14 protein-coding genes are annotated in these 16,401 nt (G+C 62.4%); 5 read left to right on the top strand and 9 right to left on the bottom strand.

The genetic code is table 11. The features are described from left to right. Positions 1 to 81: 81 nt before the first annotated feature. Positions 82 to 240 carry a hypothetical protein gene (locus AC5E6W_RS18460; protein ID WP_491753801.1) on the bottom strand — a complete coding sequence of 53 codons (159 nt, stop codon included), beginning with the start codon at positions 238 to 240 and terminating at the stop codon, positions 82 to 84. 404 nt (positions 241 to 644) lie between these two features. Between AC5E6W_RS18460 and AC5E6W_RS18455 the strand changes: the two genes are divergently transcribed. After that, on the top strand, positions 645 to 3,428 hold the full coding sequence (locus AC5E6W_RS18455) for a ribonuclease R family protein (RefSeq protein WP_491753800.1): 2,784 nt from the start codon (positions 645 to 647) through the stop codon (positions 3,426 to 3,428). Between the two features lie 4 nt (positions 3,429 to 3,432). Here AC5E6W_RS18455 and AC5E6W_RS18450 read toward each other — a convergent pair whose 3' ends face one another. The 3 genes from AC5E6W_RS18450 to AC5E6W_RS18440 all read right to left on the bottom strand — a co-directional run bounded on the left by AC5E6W_RS18450 (position 3,433) and on the right by AC5E6W_RS18440 (position 5,988). Continuing rightward, positions 3,433 to 4,122 carry a hypothetical protein gene (locus tag AC5E6W_RS18450; RefSeq protein WP_491753799.1) on the bottom strand — a complete coding sequence of 230 codons (690 nt, stop codon included), beginning with the start codon at positions 4,120 to 4,122 and terminating at the stop codon, positions 3,433 to 3,435. 148 nt (positions 4,123 to 4,270) lie between these two features. Beyond that, the gene (locus AC5E6W_RS18445) at positions 4,271 to 5,614 is read right to left on the bottom strand and encodes a M56 family metallopeptidase (protein WP_491753798.1); all 1,344 of its coding nucleotides are present in this window, start codon (positions 5,612 to 5,614) and stop codon (positions 4,271 to 4,273) included. Further along, a complete protein-coding gene (locus AC5E6W_RS18440) occupies positions 5,614 to 5,988 on the bottom strand; it encodes a BlaI/MecI/CopY family transcriptional regulator (RefSeq protein ID WP_491753797.1) in 375 nt (124 codons plus the stop codon). Before AC5E6W_RS18440 ends, AC5E6W_RS18445 begins: the two co-directional genes overlap by 1 nt. A gap of 231 nt (positions 5,989 to 6,219) precedes the next feature. Between AC5E6W_RS18440 and AC5E6W_RS18435 the strand changes: the two genes are divergently transcribed. After that, a complete protein-coding gene (locus AC5E6W_RS18435; protein WP_491753796.1) occupies positions 6,220 to 6,432 on the top strand; it encodes a hypothetical protein in 213 nt (70 codons plus the stop codon). 24 nt (positions 6,433 to 6,456) lie between these two features. On the opposite strand, the gene AC5E6W_RS18430 is transcribed toward AC5E6W_RS18435, so the two are convergent. Continuing rightward, positions 6,457 to 6,753, bottom strand: a complete 297-nt coding sequence (locus AC5E6W_RS18430) for a hypothetical protein (RefSeq protein ID WP_491753795.1) — start codon at positions 6,751 to 6,753, stop codon at positions 6,457 to 6,459. Positions 6,754 to 6,940: 187 nt separating this feature from the next. Beyond that, the gene (locus AC5E6W_RS18425; protein WP_491753794.1) at positions 6,941 to 8,398 is read right to left on the bottom strand and encodes a serine hydrolase domain-containing protein; all 1,458 of its coding nucleotides are present in this window, start codon (positions 8,396 to 8,398) and stop codon (positions 6,941 to 6,943) included. 127 nt (positions 8,399 to 8,525) lie between these two features. Between AC5E6W_RS18425 and AC5E6W_RS18420 the strand changes: the two genes are divergently transcribed. Beyond that, positions 8,526 to 9,920, top strand: coding sequence for a hypothetical protein (locus AC5E6W_RS18420; protein WP_491753793.1), 1,395 nt, complete (start codon positions 8,526 to 8,528; stop codon positions 9,918 to 9,920). A 174-nt stretch (positions 9,921 to 10,094) separates the two neighbouring features. Here AC5E6W_RS18420 and AC5E6W_RS18415 read toward each other — a convergent pair whose 3' ends face one another. After that, a complete protein-coding gene (locus AC5E6W_RS18415) occupies positions 10,095 to 12,041 on the bottom strand; it encodes a 30S ribosomal protein S1 (RefSeq protein ID WP_491753792.1) in 1,947 nt (648 codons plus the stop codon). Between the two features lie 438 nt (positions 12,042 to 12,479). Between AC5E6W_RS18415 and AC5E6W_RS18410 the strand changes: the two genes are divergently transcribed. Continuing rightward, positions 12,480 to 13,061 carry an HIT family protein gene (locus AC5E6W_RS18410; protein ID WP_491753791.1) on the top strand — a complete coding sequence of 194 codons (582 nt, stop codon included), beginning with the start codon at positions 12,480 to 12,482 and terminating at the stop codon, positions 13,059 to 13,061. A 365-nt stretch (positions 13,062 to 13,426) separates the two neighbouring features. Next, complete coding sequence (locus AC5E6W_RS18405) at positions 13,427 to 13,777, top strand: hypothetical protein (RefSeq protein WP_491753790.1); 351 nt, start codon at positions 13,427 to 13,429, stop codon at positions 13,775 to 13,777. A 102-nt stretch (positions 13,778 to 13,879) separates the two neighbouring features. Here the strand turns inward: AC5E6W_RS18405 and AC5E6W_RS18400 are convergent, their stop codons facing one another. Both AC5E6W_RS18400 and sthA read right to left on the bottom strand, forming a co-directional pair. After that, positions 13,880 to 14,827: an ROK family protein gene (locus AC5E6W_RS18400; protein ID WP_491753789.1), complete on the bottom strand. Its 948-nt coding sequence runs from the start codon at positions 14,825 to 14,827 to the stop codon at positions 13,880 to 13,882. 97 nt (positions 14,828 to 14,924) lie between these two features. Further along, on the bottom strand, positions 14,925 to 16,322 hold the full coding sequence (gene sthA, locus AC5E6W_RS18395; RefSeq protein WP_491753788.1) for a Si-specific NAD(P)(+) transhydrogenase: 1,398 nt from the start codon (positions 16,320 to 16,322) through the stop codon (positions 14,925 to 14,927). Between the last annotated feature and the right edge of the window lie 79 nt (positions 16,323 to 16,401).

Genomic DNA, 16,401 nt, shown 5'->3' with positions numbered 1-16,401 from the left:
CGGGATAAGGGGCTTCGACAAGCAAAACGCTGTACAACTTTAGGTACAAAAATCCACCCTATCGGCTGAATTTTTATACGACTAGTCGATACCGCAGCCGTTCGGGTCGTGCGGGCCGCACAGAGGGGTGGGAACTACATTCGTGCCAGACTTCACAGTGGTCTTTGCAGAAACGGTGGTGGCGCTGAAGCCCGCCAGGGCAAGAGCAACTACGAGGGCACGCACGAGGGTGATCTTCATTTTGTTATCTCCTAGGTCCAAGTTCCGAAATGGTGCAATGTGGTGCTCGGCTCCAACATCCCGGCGGCGAGATCCACAACCGTCCCACGAAGGTTGGAGACAGCTCCTCCCTTCGTGGGAGACACCTACAACATAAGGGGTATCTGAACCTAAAGCTATAGTGCTCAGCTTCTTAACGGAGTATGCAATGGTTTAAGGTTACTGAGGTAACATGCCTTAGGCGTGCACCTTAAGACCTCTGCGCTGCTTCGATTTCCCGTTTTGAGACACTCTCTCAACCTGGGTAAGTCCCCCAACGCCAACCGATTTGGGAAAAATACCCTGATGCGATATAAAAAAGGGCCGGTGCCTCCCGGACGACCAAACCCGTCCAAAAGGCCGCCCGAAGGGTATCCTCGGGACAGATGGCCCGCAGTCCTTATCCCCGCAGCGACCGTGATCTGGCCGCCCGCATCGGCCGTTCCGCCGGTGGCAGGGCTGGGTACAAGCAGCTCATCCGCGAGCTCGGACTCGGCGGAGGGCGCGAGCGCCGGCTCCTGCTTGAGCAACTCACCCGCATGGTCGCCCGCGGCGAGTTGATCCGCGTCGACGACGAGGCGTGGGCTCTGCCCCGCCGCGAACCCGACGCTGCCGGCCCCGCGGCGCGCAGTTCCGGCGAACCCTATCCTGGCCGCAAGCTCCGCACCGGCGCTGGCATGTGGGCCGGCTTCGAGGACACTGCCCGCTCCAGTCGCGAGCGCCTGGTGAGCGGCCGCCTCGACCTGCATCGTGACGGCTTCGGCTTCGTCCGCGCCGATCCCGGCAGCGGCCCGCCAGGCGCAACCGGCGACATCTTCATCCCTCCCAACGAGATCAACGGCGCCATGCAGGGCGATGTGGTGCTGGTCGACGAGGCCCCTCCCGGCCGCGATGGCCGCCGTTCCGGCCGCGTCGCGCGCGTGCTCACCCGCCGCAACCCCACCATCGTGGGCATCTTCCGCTACGCTCGTGCCGGCGGTCGGAACGGGGATTGGGCCGGCATCGGAGCCCGCGAGAATATCGTTCATCCCATCGATGAGCGGCTCGGTGGCCCCATCGTGATTCCTGAGGGAGCGGAAGTCATTCAGCAGTCCCCCGACTCACCCCACCGTACCCTCGGCGATGAAGCCAAGGCTTCTGCGTGGGAGAACGACTCGCGCTGGTCGCTCGAGGGTCTGGCCGTCGACGTCGAGGTCACGAGCTTTCCCTCGGCCGGCAAACCCGCGCGCGGCCGAGTGATTGAGGTGCTCGGTCCTCCTGACGCCTTCGGGGTTGACGTCGAGATCGTCATCCGCAAGCACCACATCCCGCATGCCTTTCCGGCCCACGTATTAACAGAGGCCCGCGAGCGAGCGGGGTACGGTCCCGCCACGCTCGATCCCGAAGAGCTAGCCCTGCGTGAGGACTTCCGCGGTCTGCCCATCGTCACCATCGATGGTGAGACCGCGCGTGACTTCGATGACGCCGTCCTCGTGCGCCCGCTGGCGAACGGCCACACGGAGCTCCAGGTCCACATCGCCGACGTCAGCGACTACGTCCTCGCTGGCTCCATGCTCGATACCGAGGCCCGCACGCGCGGCACCAGCGTGTACTTTCCAGATCGCGCCGTGCCCATGCTGCCGCACGAGCTCTCCAGCGGCATGTGCTCGCTGCTTCCGAATGAAGATCGCTTGGTCCTCAGTTGCGTGATGGAAATCGATGCCCGCGGAGACATCGCGGCCTATCGCCTGGCGGAAGGCATCATCCGCAGCGCACGCCGTTGCACCTACACCACCGTGCAGCACTGCCTCAACGCCGGTGAGCTGCGTGGCTCGCATGAACACGCCCGCCGCGTCATCCCAGAGCCCTCCGCCGAAGACCGCGCCGAGCGCGAGCGTGTCGGCCTCGAACACCCCTACCTGCCTGCGGCGTTCGATGAAATGCTCGAGCTCGCGCTGCGTCTCAACGCCAAGCGTGTACGCCGCGGCTCCATCGACTTCGATCTCCCTGAGCCCATCGTCGAGTTCGATCCTGATGGCAACATGAAGGCCATCGTCCGTTCCGAGCGCGGCTGGTCGCATCGCCTCATCGAAGAGTTCATGCTCAGCGCCAACGAGTGCGTCGCGCACTGGCTCGAAGCTCAGGGCATCCCGTCCATCTATCGCATCCATGAGACGCCCGATCCCAAGCGCGTCGTCGAGTTTGAAGAGACCGCCTCGCAGTTCGGCCAATCGCTCGGCATCGGCAACCTTCCCGTAAAGAAGATGACGATGAAGTCCGATCGTCGCGACAGCCGCAGCAACGCGTCGCGAGGCCGCACCGCGCGCGCACCGCAGGTCCACGAGATCCCTGAGTCCATCCCCGTCACGCCGCAGATGTACCAGAAGCTCGTGCGCAAGATCAGCGGCCATCCGGAGGAGCGCATCCTCGCCTACCTCATGCTGCGCTCGTTGAAGCAGGCCCGCTATGCGGAGAAGAACGAAGGCCACTTCGCGCTGGCCTCGCCTGCGTATACGCACTTCACGTCGCCCATCCGCCGCTATCCGGATCTCATCGTGCATCGCCTGCTGCGCGCCATGCTGCGCGACGGAGCGGATCCTGTCGGTGCGCCCATCCATGGCGATGAGCCGCAGCCCTGGGGCGGGAAGCAATTCGATAGGCCGCGTATCGAAGACAACGGCCCGATGGCCGCGAAGGAGCTCGAGGACATTGCGGCCGAGAGTTCGCAGTCCGAGCGCCGCGCCGCCGACGCCGAGCGCGAGCTCATCGAGTGGAAGAAGATGAAGTTCATGGCGGACAAGGTCGGCGACGACTTCAAGGCCGTCATCCTCTCCGTCACCAAGTACGGCTTCTTCGTCGAGCTCGACGAGATGTTCATCGAAGGCCTCGTGCCCATCACGTCGCTCGTCGGCGACTTCTACAGCTTCCGCGATACCGACCGCACCATCGTCGGCGCGCGCTCCGGGCACATCTTCGACATCGGCCAACGCGTGGAAGTAGTGCTCGATCGCATCGATCGCCAGCAGCGCCGCCTGCAGTTTGCACTGCTCCCCGGCACGGAGCCATTGCCCAACACCGGAGCTCCCGCGCCAGGCATGCGCCGCGCCAAGAGCGAAGCGAAGAAGGCCAAGCCCTCCGCGAAGAAGCAACACCGCAAGGGATCCACCAAGGATCGTCGCAAGAAGCGCTAGCGTCCTAGTGAGAGCTTGCTGACGCTCTCGCTCGCAGTTCTTCTCCTGCCGGGCAGGGATGCAAGCTCGTTCCTTGTGGTGGTCCCGGCAAGCCTTTGGTCTGGGCTGCGAGCGGGGAAACACAAAGCTGCGCGCGAAGAACATCATTCAAGAGATTCGGCTCTATCGGATCCTGAACGTACTCGTAGTCCTTTGATGTGTCCGGTTTGGGAACTCCATGAAATTGAGTACCGAAAAGCTGCTTCTTGCCAATCGTGATGAGATACCTGTCCAGGCTTGATGCCGAGAGCCAAAGAGCTGATTGATTGCCCTTTGAAAGTGCGACTGTTGCGAGTACGTGGGCTAAGAGAAAGCCCTCTGGGGTCCCTGAATGTTGGTAAACGAGTGCAGCTCTATAAAAGTCGGTTCCTGTCCGAATGGAGCCCTCATTCAGCATTCTCCTGACTTCTCCGTCCCGCTCGTCGTCATTCTTTCGGATCGCCGCGCCAGAAAGCGCGACCGGTTGCGGATCACCCGGGCGAGCAAATGGGTCGTTTCCTCTGTCCCGTTGATCTGCAATGAAAATTGCTTTGAGCGCGGCGTTGTCGTCTACGTGTTGAGCTATCAAGGAAGGGAGAGTTGTCGTCGTTTGGGCGCATAGCGGAAGTGAGGTAATCAAAGAAAAGAATAATAATATGTTCCGCCGCTGCTTCAATGCTTTCTCCTTCCGACTGTGAACGCAACAACCAAGGACCTACTGCCGCCAAGCATACTTCATAAAGCAGAAGCGAGTTCAGGCGTCGGCAGATATCAGGCCGTCCGACGCCCGGCTCTCATTCAGCTCCCTGGGCTCCGGGGAATACTCAATTTGCCAGCGAATACGTGATCGTGATCTTCGTCTCAACCTCCGTGGGGTTGCCGTTGAGCAGGTAAGGCTTGTACACCCACTGCCTCACGGCATCCATCGCCGACCGCTGCAACTCCTCTGGTCCGGAGACAACACTAAGAACCTGGACGGTACCGTCCTTGGCGATGACCGCATTCAGCACCACTGCGCCTTGGACCTTCGCGGCCTTCGCGTCAGGCGGATACACCGGGTTGACCTTCGTCACGATCTGCCCTGCCATGATGCCGGCTTTCACGTTGATCGGTGCATTCGGTGCTGTGGCCTGCGGAGCGTGAGGAGCAACACCAAGATGCAGCGCCATCGCTGCGGCGCAGGACGCAAGCAATACCGTTGCGGCAGCGCCACGCAGCAGCACGCTGGACCGGCGGGATAGAGCGGAAGAACGTTCGGTGAGAAGCATGATTCTCCTTTCGAGCGGCCCGCTCTCGAACAGCCCGAGTGCGTGCGGGTTAGGGTTGGAGTTGCGATCGCCAATCCACGCGGCCAGCTTCAACAGCGAGCGCGCATACGACTGTGGACCATGGAGTGCCTCGGCGGCCACCGCATCGCACGCTGCCTCGCGAGATTGCTCGATCCTCGCCAGCAGCAGCCACGTCAGCGGATGCCAGCGCAGCAGCAGAGCTGCGACCTGCACGATCAAGTGCAACGCGAAGTCTCTCCGTCGCACATGGGCAAGCTCATGCGCCATCGCCGCGTCGAACTCATCGTGCGACAACTCGGCGAGAAACCCACGTGGCAATAGCAGCAGGGACCGCATGACGCCCAGCACCACAGGGCCGCTCACAGCAGAACTTGTCGCAATGGCCGGAGCCTTTACGTGCAGCAGCTCACAAAGCTTCATCCAGCGCGCCATAGCTTCTGCGGGCAGCGTCAGTGGTTCGGCCGTGCCTGCAAGCCGTCGCGTCTGTAGCAACGACCACAGCAGCCGCGCAGCGAAGACTGCCGTGATCGCGACGCACAAGCCGGCAGCTACATGCGCCAGCGGTCCCGTGAACGTCAGCGACCCATGCGTCCATGCTGGCCCCGTGCGAACCGTAACGTTGCCGCGTGCAACGGTCGCGGGATGTCGCTGCAGCAGCGCGACAACAGAGGCGAAGAGGTCAGCCAGAGCCGGCACTGCCGAGGAGGCGGCGGGAGCGATCGCCGAAACGAACAGAGCCGCGCTCCACACACGATGTTCCGTGGCTGGCCCATCGCTGCGCAACATGCGGGTCGCAGCCCACGCGGCGCAGAACAGCAGGGGGAGCTGCCACGCCGCGTTGAGTGCATAGTTGAGCACCAGCGTCTCGAAAGCCCGCATTACTCCTCCTCTTCCAGCTTGCGCACCAGCTTCGCCAGCCGCTTGGGGTTGATCTGCTTTGACTTCACCAGGCTCATCACCAGCTCCTCGCTCGAGCCTCCGAACATGCGGTCGATGAGGTCCCGTAATGCATTGCCATTGGCCCGCTGCTCGCTCACCACCGCGCTATAGACGAAGGCTCGCCCCCGCAGCTCGCGCTGCAACTTGCTCTTGCGCTCCAGGATGTTCAGCATGGTCTGCACCGTCGTATAAGCCAGTTCCTGGTCGAGCTCTTCCTGGACCTCGGCGACCGTGCTCGCTCCGCGCCGCCAGATCACCTGCATCAGATCCAGCTCAAGCTTGGTGAAACCGCTCTTGTCATCGCCGGCTGCCATCGTACCTCCTAATGAATTAGGACATTAGCCGCGTGAAGTGCATCTGTCAACTAAAAGTTTAGGAGATGGGGAAATTCCGCTTCAACGGGACAACGGATGGCGTCCGGGTCAATCTGGATTCAGGGCTGGCGTGGATCCATCTTGCGCTGTGACCGCTCGACTTATCTCGAACAAGCCAACGTCCCCGCTGCTCAGACCATCCAACCCCCAGCTGCCATGGAGGCAACGCGTATGACGAATCCCAACAGTATGGTGCAACCCGACGAAGACGCTTCGCTCGGCGCAGTCGAGAACGATCCTGCCGATGTTGAGAGCACACCGTCGCAGTCTTCGCTTAGTGGGCAGCTCGGCCATCGCGATCAGGATCCCATGCTGAAGGACGCCGATTCGGACTTTCCCGAACCTGACGCAGCCGAAGAACACACCGGAGAACGCTCAGCGTAACCCTGCGGGAGAACCGCAGGCGGCCTATTTCTTCGGTTCCCCGGTCCGGAAGGCGACCAGCCCGACGGCGGCGCACCCGCTCAGGGCATACATCCAGAGAGCCCCATCGGACGGACCATTCATCGGAAGAGGATGATGGTCGGCTGGTCCGAGCCCGGTGCCGGTCGTTCCGAGTTGCGCGCCTTCGGTCGGCGGCAGCTCTCCAATTTCATCATCGCCCACGCCAGCCGTTGGCTCCGCAGCCTGCACCGGGTCGCTATCCGATGGCTCCGCCGCGTGCGGTTGCTGGACCTCAGGCCGCTTCAGATTTGCTGCAGCCATCGGTGTCGCGCCTACCAAACAGGAAGCGCTGAGGAACAGACAAGCGGCCAGCCACGAGCGCACGATACGCAACATGCCTCGCCTATCGGCGGGGGATCAGGCAGCATCACCGCTGTCCCGCGGCGAACGAGCCTTGTTGCGGACGCTTGTCCTTCTTTGGGAAGAGCACCAGGATCGGTAGGGTCCGCTACGCCTTGCCCGTCACCAGCAACTGCTCGATCTTCCCGTCAGCCTGGATGTAGACGGTCACCATGACCGAAGGTCCATGCGCAAAACTCACGGTATAGGCTCCAAAGGTCATCCCTCCGCGCTGCGCGGTTCTGTTCAGCACCGCCCCGGTCACTGGTCCATACGGAGACAGTGTCGCGGCGAAGTCCTTCAGCGTGTCTGCATCGAAGTACGCATTGCAATCGGAAGTGAAGAGCTTGCGCTCGATCTTTTTCCGTTCGAAGCCATTGAGGATCGTAGTCAGCTTGGAGCCGAAGCCCTTCAGCACGCCAGTTTCGGGCTCATTCGAAGAGGCCGTCACGCTGGCGGCTGCGTTTGCAGGCTGCCGTGCAGCCACTCCCGGCACCATGAGGCCGGCAACGCCATTTGCGATGGTTGAAGCGGCAGAAGCCGCAACCTCATTTGTCAGCACCACCACCGCGAAGTGGTCCTCCGGGAACAGCACGTTGTCGGAGACAAACCCTCCTACCTCGCCGCTGTGCGCGAGCATGCGATGCCCATTCCTCATGCGCACATCGATGCCCAGCCCATAGCCTGAGTCCTTGCCATTCTTCAGCACAAACGCTGTCTCGAACTCCTTATAGCTCTCCGGCGTCAACAGCGTCTGGTTCATGATCGAAAGGTCCCACTGCAGCAGCGTCGCTGCCGGCATGGCAAGATCGCCATCGCCCTGGTACCACCCCGCGGCCTCCAGCGGCTGCTCGCGCACCGGCGCCATCGCGTAGGAGACGTAGCCCGTCACCTGCAGCTTTTCGCGCTCGGTGTAGGTGTTCACCACGCCTTCCAGCTTCAGCGGAGTGAACACGCGCTCGCGCAGAAACGTCATCAGCGGCTCGCCCGAGACCTTCTCCACGATGAGCCCCGCAAGCACGTAGTTGGTGTTGGAGTATTGCCAGTCGGTGCCTGGCTCGAAGTCCAGCGGCTTCTCCGCCCACACATGGATCAGCGCCAACGGATCGACGGGCTTCAGCCATGCCGGGATGATGTAGTCCTGCGGAGCATAGTCCTCATAGCCACTGGTCATGGTCAGCAGGTTGCGGATCGTGATGTCATTCGCGCGCGTCAGCTCGGGGAAATACTTCGCGACCTTGTCGTCGATCGAGAGCTTGCCATCCTGCTGCAACAGCAGCATCGCGGTCGCGGTGAACTGCTTGGAGATCGATCCAATCGGATAGGCCATCGCCGCGGAAGCCTTCACATCCGGACTCACATGCGCGAGCCCGAAAGCTTGCGTGTACGCCAGGCTTCCACCACGGACGATACCGACCGATGCCGAAGGAACTCCCGTCGAGCGCAGCGTCTCGGCCGCAAGCGCTTCCACCTTTGCCTGTGTGTCGTCGGGAAGCTGGGCATGGGTTGGAACGTTGAGCGCGATGGATGCGATGGAAAGGAGCAGACCTGAAACAAGAGCACACATGGTGGGAGCGTATCACCCGGGTGAGGTGTGCTTTATCCTGCAGCGATTCCTGTTGCCACCACCCTCGCGGCTATGCCAGCATCGAGCTGTTCCTCTCGCTGGGCATCTTCACCTGGAAGGGCTCCTCATGAGTGCAGCAGTCGCGAAACAGCGTTCGCTTCCTTTGGCATGGCCTCTTGCAGTCAGCGGTGTTGCTACGGCGCTGGTCGCAGGCTTCGTCTGCTCCCCACCGGCGCACAAGCTCCATTCGTGGGGACAGATCCTCTCGCTCGCCACAGCCTATGTGCTGCTTGCCGCCGGTGTGCATGCTCTCGCCATCTGGAGCGTCTGCCGCGTCCGCGAAGAGAGCGAAGCCTCCAGCTGGCGGCTCATGCTCTCCCTTATCTGGGCCGCGTGGATCGTCGTCGTGTGGCTGCCCCTGCTGGCGCTGCTCACCGCGGAGCACTCACCCTGGGTCTCACTGATTCTTCCCGTAACAGCAATCTTCGCGGTGTTGCTCCTGCGCTGGCGAGGAGCGAACGCCTCCGCCCAGCTTGAGTTCGAACAAGCACCCGAGCCCCGAGCGCTCTTCCATATCCCGGAGCGCACCGAACTCTGGCGCACCCTGCTGCCTGCTGCTGGCGCCGCCCTCGCGCTCGAGCTAGGGATCACGATGCTCGCCGCGGGCCACGCCTGGACCGCGGGCTGCCTACTGGGAGCCGCGGCAATATATCCGCTGCGACGGTTTCCGCAACGCAAGCAGGATGCACTCTCCAGCGATCGCTCCGCAAACCGCGCCGCATCCGCGAACTCCGTCGTAGTGTGGCTTTTGCTGGTGCTTGCGCTCATGCCCTTCATGGCGACTTACGCGGAGAGCGTCCTCGCCGGCCTCATCCATATCGACACGCACAGCAGGCCCATCAGACCGCCGCAGCTCGGCCACGGCAAGTCCAGCGGCTTCATGGGTCTGATCCTCGTGCATCCTCCTGTGCCGCATCCCATCGTCGCCCCCATCGCGAGCGACGCCACCAGCATCCTTCCCGGCAAGCCGCAGGTCATCCCCTTCGACGGAGCCTACTGGTACTTCAAGTCTCCCGAAGCCGATCCAGGCCCCACGCCGCACATGATGCGCGGCGACCCAGTGAAGAACCGCATCCGCTCTACAGATAACCTCCCGCTGATCATGGAAGCGCACCAGAAGCTCGGACGTCCTCTCGCGATGAGCTGCTGCGGCACATTGCGTGTCGACGTGACCAACGCCGATACCGTCGCTGGCCCGATCGCTGTCGAAGTCATCCTGCATGAGACGGCAGGGAAGAGCAGGGCCATGAATGCCACGCTTGGCCAGCAATACCTCAAGACCAGCCTGGTCTCGCCGATGCCATTGAAGCGGCTGCCAGTGGACGATAGCGTCAGCTTCCCACTGCCGTCGTATCTCCACACCCGCAGCATCGACGCCATCACCGTGCGCATCCAGCCCGGCCGCATGCGTTCGCTCGCCGGAGCCCAGGTCGCCATCAAAGACTTCGCCCTGCAACGCTAGGGAGGTCCGCGAGTCGGAGTTTTGTCAGGGCAGGGCTTCAGCCCGCCGCCTCGCTCGGCAACACCTCCGGCTTTGGCCGCTGAGGGAACGGGACAGGATCGGTCCACGGGGCCATGCCCCAAAGCAGAAAGGCCGCCCGAAGGCGGCCTTTCTTGTTTAGTGGAGAAGCGAACCTTAGCGGTTCTCTTCTTCCTCGCGCTTCCAGTTGAGCAGATCGCCCAGGGTCGTGGTCGAGCTCGAGCCGGAGCTCTTGGAAGAGCCTCCCTGCTTCGGACCCTTGACAGACTCCTTGTAGCTCTCCACCTCGGCGCGGCTGGCTTCTTCGCCGACAGCGCGGATGCTCAGACCGACCTTCTTCTCTTCCTGGTTCATCTTGACGATCTTGAACTCGTGCTCGCCGCCGACTTCCAGCGTGATCTGCTTGCCGGTCTCGTCGACAGCCTCGGAGACATGGCACAGACCTTCGACACCCTCAGCGATCTCAACGAAGGCTCCGAACTGCGCCGTGCGCAGAACCTTGCCCTTGATGACGTCGCCAACGCGATGCTGGTCGAAGAACGTATCCCACACATCCGGCTGCAGCTGCTTGATGCCCAGCGACAGGCGGCGGTTCTCAGGCTCTACGCCGAGCACTACAGCCTTGACCTTCTCGCCCTTCTTCAGGACTTCGGAGGGGTGCTTGATGCGCTTGGTCCAGCTCAGGTTCGAGACGTGCACCAGGCCATCGATACCGTCCTCGATCTCGATGAAAGCGCCGAAATCGGTGAGGTTGCGAACGCGACCTTCGACGATGGCGCCCGTGGGGTACTTGTTCTCGAGCTGCTCCCAGGGATTGTCCTGGAGCTGCTTCATGCCCAGCGAGATGCGGCGGTCGTTCGGGTTCACCGCGAGGATGATCGTGTCGACCTCATCGCCCGGCTTCACCATCTTCGAGGGGTGCTTCATCCGCTTGGACCAGGTCATTTCGCTGACGTGGACCAGGCCTTCGATGCCCTGCTCGAGCTCAACGAACGCACCGTAGTCGGTCACCGACAGGATGCGGCCGCGAACCTGCGCGCCGATCGGGTAACGCTCGGAGGCGTCCAGCCACGGATCAGGCGTCAGCTGCTTGAAGCCGAGGGAGACACGCTGCTTCTCCTTGTCGAACTTCAGCACCTTCACCTGGATCTCATCGCCAACGTTGACCAGGTCGCGCGGATGCGTCAGGCGGCCCCAGCTCATGTCGGTGATGTGCAGCAGGCCGTCCAGCCCGCCCATGTCGACGAACGCGCCGTAGTCGGTCAGGTTCTTCACGACACCCGTGAACACCGAACCCTCTTCGAGAGAGGACAGCGTGACGTCCTTCTTGGCGTTCTGCTCTTCCTCGAGAATCTCCTTGCGGGAGATCACGACGTTGCCGCGCTTCTTGTTCAGCTTGATGACGCGGACTTCGAGCTCCTGGCCAATGTACGCATCCAGGTTGCGCACCGGACGGATCTCCACCTGGGATCCAGGCAGGAACGCCTTGATGCCGATGTCGACCGTCAGGCCGCCCTTGACGCGGGCCAGAACCATACCCTTGACCGGAACCTTGGTGTTCGAAGCCTCTTCGAGCTTGTCCCACACCTTGTGGCGCAGGGCCTTCTCGTAGCTCGCGATGTAGCCACCGTTCTCGGTGTCCTCGCGCTCGACAACGACCTCAATGGACTCGCCTACGGCCACCTTCGGCGCGCCCGTGTGATCCAGCACCTGCTCCAGGGGGATCAGGCCTTCGCTCTTGAGACCGATGTCGATCACCACATGCTTGTCGGTGATCTTGACGACGGTTCCGGTGACGACTGCTTCGTCGCTGGTCAATGCCTGAGCTGCATCCTTTTCGGCTGCCTGCTCACGGTCAAAGCTCTCCAGCGCCTTGGCAAAATCCTCGGCGTCGTACTCGGGCTCTGCAGCTTCCACCGGTTCGGCGGACGCAGTGACCTGCGGGACGGTTGTGGGCTGCTCAGCGGCAGCGGAAAGCTGCTCACCTGCGGTCGGGGTGGTGGCCGTCGTGTCGGCGGTCGTCTCAGGAGTTTCGGGCGTGGTTTCGAGTGTGGTGTTCAGGGCTATACTCTCGTGGTTGGATATCTGGTCGGTCTCGGCCATCGGTCAAACGACTCCGGACCCAGTGGCTCCGGCTCTCCGCTGCAGGTACTGCACGCATTTTCGGCGGCACAACATCTCGCCTTCAAAGGGAAGGCTAGCTGTCAGGTCGAAGATGTCAGCGGGAGCGAGAATTGAAGCCTTGGAAGAACCGCCTGCGACTGGGTCCCGCACACAGGGGGTCAAATACAGTGTAGCAGCCGCCACAAGCCCGGTCAACGCAACCTGCAAACGGGAACAACGACAACGAGGCCTTCACGCTAAATAGACGCGGCCACCTATCTTCTGGCTTCTGGAAAGCGTGCGAAAACCGGCATGACGCGAGAAGAAAGTTTCGTTCCCGTCCATTGCCTCGTCGACCCGCTGAAAACCCGCTGCCCGCCTTGACGCCTCATCCTATCCATCGTCCATACTGCGCAGCCCCACCTATACTGTTGCGAGATGGATCACCTCTGGACTCCATGGCGCTACAACTACGTCGCCGGCGGCGAGAAGACCGACCCCCGCCGCGGCGTTCCGCCCCAGCTGCGCGCCTGGTCCGGAGACAAGCAATGCGTCTTCTGCAACATGCTGGGCGCGGTCGCGTGGGCCGTCGAGCGGGGAATGGATCCCCTGGAAGCCGACCGGACCGCCAACATCCTGGAGCGTGGCCCGTCCTGCTACCTCGTGCTCAATGCCTATCCCTACAACAGCGGCCACGTCATGGCCGTCCCCTATACCCACCTGTCGTCACTTGCGGGATTGGAGTTGGCTACCGCCGACGAGCTGACAAGAATGCTGCGCCGCGCCGAAACCGCTATCCGTCAGGCTTATAAGCCTCACGCCCTCAACATGGGGCTCAATCTGGGCGAAGCCGCCGGCGCCGGCGTCGTCGATCATCTCCACTGGCACGTCGTCCCGCGCTGGAACGGCGACACCAACTACATGAGCGTGCTCGCCGAGACTCGTGTCCTGCCTGAGTTGATCGACCAGGCCTGGACCAAGCTCCGCGAGGCGTTAGCGACGATCCCGCAGGAAATCTAACCCTCGGTGTTGCTCCCATCCTGAAATGTCAGGAGCACGGGCGTTTCATGAGCCGGAAATTTTGTTGTTTCTGATCCAAATTGGCTCTGTCCGTCAAAATTCTCCATGTCTTCGCACAAAAATCGGGCAACGGGGAGCACTTTGGCCTCATCGTATTGTTGTACGGCGCACCCCGCGCATTCCCGGACTTCGGATCCTCGAGGTCTCTAGCCTCGCATCTACGGCCCCTCTGGGTGAGCCGCAGCAAGCGGTCTAAGGCAGCAAGCAGCTTCAATCTTGACCCCACTCCTCGCGCCTTCAGCGCGCAAACCACTGGTGTCTCAGCAAGAGCTTCATGGTTCGGAGACATAGAAATGCAAGGAACGATGCCTCTGTTTCGTAACAACGTACCCACCAGCCTGCAGGAATCGACCGTTGAGTCGATGAGCTGGCGCCGGTCGGGACATGGCTCCAGCGCCACGCCGCAGCGGCCGGAGGATATGCGCCTCCGCCAGCCGCAGGATGGCGCCACTGAAGCCTCCGCCTCGCGCGTGGCATCGCTGCGCAGCTCCACTCCGGGACTCACGGGCGAGCCGGAAGATGCTCGCCTCACCGGTGGCACCCGCTCGCTCATGCGGCGCGTCCTCGGCCTCAACGTCATGGCTCCGGCCGTCCCGGTCCCAGCTCAGAAGCGCGGCGCACGCGCCATCAAGGTCGCTCAGACCCAGGTAGCTTAGCCGCACGCGGCGGATCAGGCGCGCCTGACACAATCCAGCTTGATTCAAAAAGAATGGCGGCCCACGGGCCGCCATTCTTTTTGCTTCCAAATATCTTCCTGGCTAAAGCTCGGCGTGCTCCGCGAAGACCGCGGCACCGACAATCCGCGTTCCCTGGTCCTCCGCGACGATCTCGATCGAATAGCTCTGCAGCGAACTCATCTTCACCATCTGGTGCAGGTAGTCCCGCAGCATCGGCAGATCCACAAATCGCACGTTGTAGCCGGAGAGATAAAACTTGCCCGCCCCCGCAAAGTGGATCGAGCTCGCGGTAGCCGCCGCCAGCGCCTTGTGCCACAGCTGCTTGAACTCCACGCAGCGCACATCCGTGCGCTTGTTGGCAGCCTCGAAGACCTCTTCCGGCTCCATGTCCAGGAACCTCAGCCGCATCGCGCGATGCCCCATGATGCCTTCCAGGTGACCCCGCCCGCCGCAGCCGCAGTAGTTCTCCTTGTCGTCCAGCGTGACCACGCTGTGCCCGCCCTCCATCACCTCGCCGGTGAAGGGGTACATCCCAAAGCCGATGCCAGTGCCCAGCGTCCACACCCGAATGCAGCTATCCAGCTTGCCATGCTGCGAGGCCAGCCCCGCCGCGATCGCATCCGCATCGTTCGAGGGCACCACCGGCACCTCGATGCCGAGCTTCGCCAGCCCTGCCATCACTACCTCGCGGAACCGTGCGCCCTTCAGCTGCGGAAGGTTCGGAGCCTCTTCCACCACCCCGTTGTGCACGTAGCCCGGCAGCGAAATCCCTACCGCCTTCAGCTCCTTCTCGCGGCCTGCCATCACTTTGGCCACCAGCTCGCAGATAGAGCTCGCCAACTGGTCCGCAGGCATCTCGATCAGTGGGGCATCGTCTTCCTCGTCTCCCGGACGCCGCTCCGGAAACGCCACCAGCGGGCCCTCCAGCGCGTGGTCCGTCACCACGCCGGCATACAGGCGCTCCGCGACCGTGACGCCGACAATCGTCACCGCAGTGCGCTGTTCCTCGTTGGGGGGGACTTCGCTCATCGTCAAATCCTCTCGTCGAACTCAAGTGCGCCATGGGCGGCGCGGCTAGGTGACGGTAGCTGTTGAAGCGACGGATCGTCAATCGCCGCCGCGAAGCCTAATCCAGCTTCGAGACGCGATTGAGCCCGTTGAAGGCGGCCACCTTGTAACACTCCGCCAGCGTCGGGTAGTTGAACACCGTATCCACGAAGTACTCCAGCTTGCCGCCCAGCGCCATCACCGCCTGGCCAATGTGCAGCAGCTCGCTGGCGCCTTCACCGATGATGTGCACCCCCAGCAGCGCGTGCGTCTCACGGTGGAAGATGATCTTCAGCCGGCCGGTGGTATCGCCGCGAATCTGCCCACGCGCAATCTCTCGGTAGTACGCCAGGCCCACCTCGTACGGCGCATCCTCGTCGGTCAGCTGCTCCTCGGTCTTGCCGATGAAGCTGATCTCCGGAATCGTATAGATCCCATAGGGATAAAAGCTCGGGTTGGAGACGATGGTGACGTCTCCGAACGACCGCGCCGCTGCAATGCGGCCCTGCTCCATCGACACCGACGCCAGCGACGGAAATCCGATCACATCGCCCGCGGCAAAGATGTTCGGACACTTGGTGCGGAAGTCCTTGTCCACCGGGATGCGGCCGCGTTTGTCCGCCTCCACGCCCACCGAGCCGAGGTTCAGCTCATCCACGTTGCCCTGGCGGCCCACCGCGTAGAGCAGCACATCGCCGGAGAGCTTCTTCTTGGACTCCAGGTTCGCCACCACCATGCCGTCGGCGTTCTCTTCCACCGAGTCCAGGCCTTCGTTCAGGCGCATGGTCACACGCGCATCGCGCAGGTGGTAGCTCAGTGCTTCGACGATCTCCTGGTCCGCAAATTCCAGCAGTCGGGGCCGCCGCTCGATCAGCGTCACCCGCACGCCCAGCGCCGCGAACATGCAACAGTACTCCACGCCGATCACGCCGCCGCCAACGATAATCATCGTCTTCGGCAGCTCCTTCAGGTTCAGCACCAGGTCGCTGTTCACGATCGTCGTGCCGTTGATCGGCACCTTGTCCGAAGTCGCCGGCTTGGTGCCCGTGGCGATGAGCACGTTCGTAGCCTCATACACCGTGGCCCCGCGCGAGTTCGTCACCTTCACGTGCGTAGGGTCTTCAAAGCTTGCGGTGCCCACCAGCATCTCGATGTTGTTGCGCGAGAGCTGCGCCTCCGTCACATCGACCTCGGTCTTGATCACGTGCTGCACACGGAAGGCGAGGTCCGCCATCGTGATGCGTTCCTTCACGCGATAGTTCATCCCGTAGATCGACTTGTAGTTGTAGCCCGAGAGGTGCAGCACGGCCTCGCGCATGGTCTTTGAGGGAATCGTGCCGGTGTTGATGCACGCTCCTCCCACCACCTCGCGCGACTCCACCAGGGCGACGCGCTTGCCCAACTTCGCGGCAAAAATCGCCGCACGCTGTCCGGCAGGGCCGGATCCGATCACGATGAGGTCGTAGGCTACAGGCATACGTTCGGTGGGATATCTCCTGGGTAAATTCCTGAAAGCACTTCGGGCCGGGGTCCGGTTCCCCACAGGCGCTCGAAAG

Source organism: Bryocella sp. (genome assembly GCF_058498515.1).
Note: the sequence above shows the minus strand (reverse complement) of the source record. Positions and strands in the feature narration are given on the sequence as shown.

Bases quoted from the DNA above. Each gene is read 5' to 3' on its own strand.
- AC5E6W_RS18445 (WP_491753798.1), bottom strand. From the start codon at position 5,614: ATGCGGGCTTTCGAGACGCTGGTGCTCAACTATGCACTCAACGCGGCG.
- AC5E6W_RS18420 (WP_491753793.1), top strand. From the start codon at position 8,526: ATGAGTGCAGCAGTCGCGAAACAGCGTTCGCTTCCTTTGGCATGGCCT.
- AC5E6W_RS18415 (WP_491753792.1), bottom strand. From the start codon at position 12,041: ATGGCCGAGACCGACCAGATATCCAACCACGAGAGTATAGCCCTGAAC.
- AC5E6W_RS18425 (WP_491753794.1), bottom strand. From the start codon at position 8,398: ATGTGTGCTCTTGTTTCAGGTCTGCTCCTTTCCATCGCATCCATCGCG.
- AC5E6W_RS18410 (WP_491753791.1), top strand. From the start codon at position 12,480: ATGGATCACCTCTGGACTCCATGGCGCTACAACTACGTCGCCGGCGGC.
- sthA (WP_491753788.1), bottom strand. From the start codon at position 16,322: ATGCCTGTAGCCTACGACCTCATCGTGATCGGATCCGGCCCTGCCGGA.
- AC5E6W_RS18430 (WP_491753795.1), bottom strand. From the start codon at position 6,753: ATGGCTGCAGCAAATCTGAAGCGGCCTGAGGTCCAGCAACCGCACGCG.
- AC5E6W_RS18435 (WP_491753796.1), top strand. From the start codon at position 6,220: ATGACGAATCCCAACAGTATGGTGCAACCCGACGAAGACGCTTCGCTC.
- AC5E6W_RS18460 (WP_491753801.1), bottom strand. From the start codon at position 240: ATGAAGATCACCCTCGTGCGTGCCCTCGTAGTTGCTCTTGCCCTGGCG.
- AC5E6W_RS18440 (WP_491753797.1), bottom strand. From the start codon at position 5,988: ATGGCAGCCGGCGATGACAAGAGCGGTTTCACCAAGCTTGAGCTGGAT.
- AC5E6W_RS18405 (WP_491753790.1), top strand. From the start codon at position 13,427: ATGCCTCTGTTTCGTAACAACGTACCCACCAGCCTGCAGGAATCGACC.
- AC5E6W_RS18400 (WP_491753789.1), bottom strand. From the start codon at position 14,827: ATGAGCGAAGTCCCCCCCAACGAGGAACAGCGCACTGCGGTGACGATT.
- AC5E6W_RS18455 (WP_491753800.1), top strand. From the start codon at position 645: ATGGCCCGCAGTCCTTATCCCCGCAGCGACCGTGATCTGGCCGCCCGC.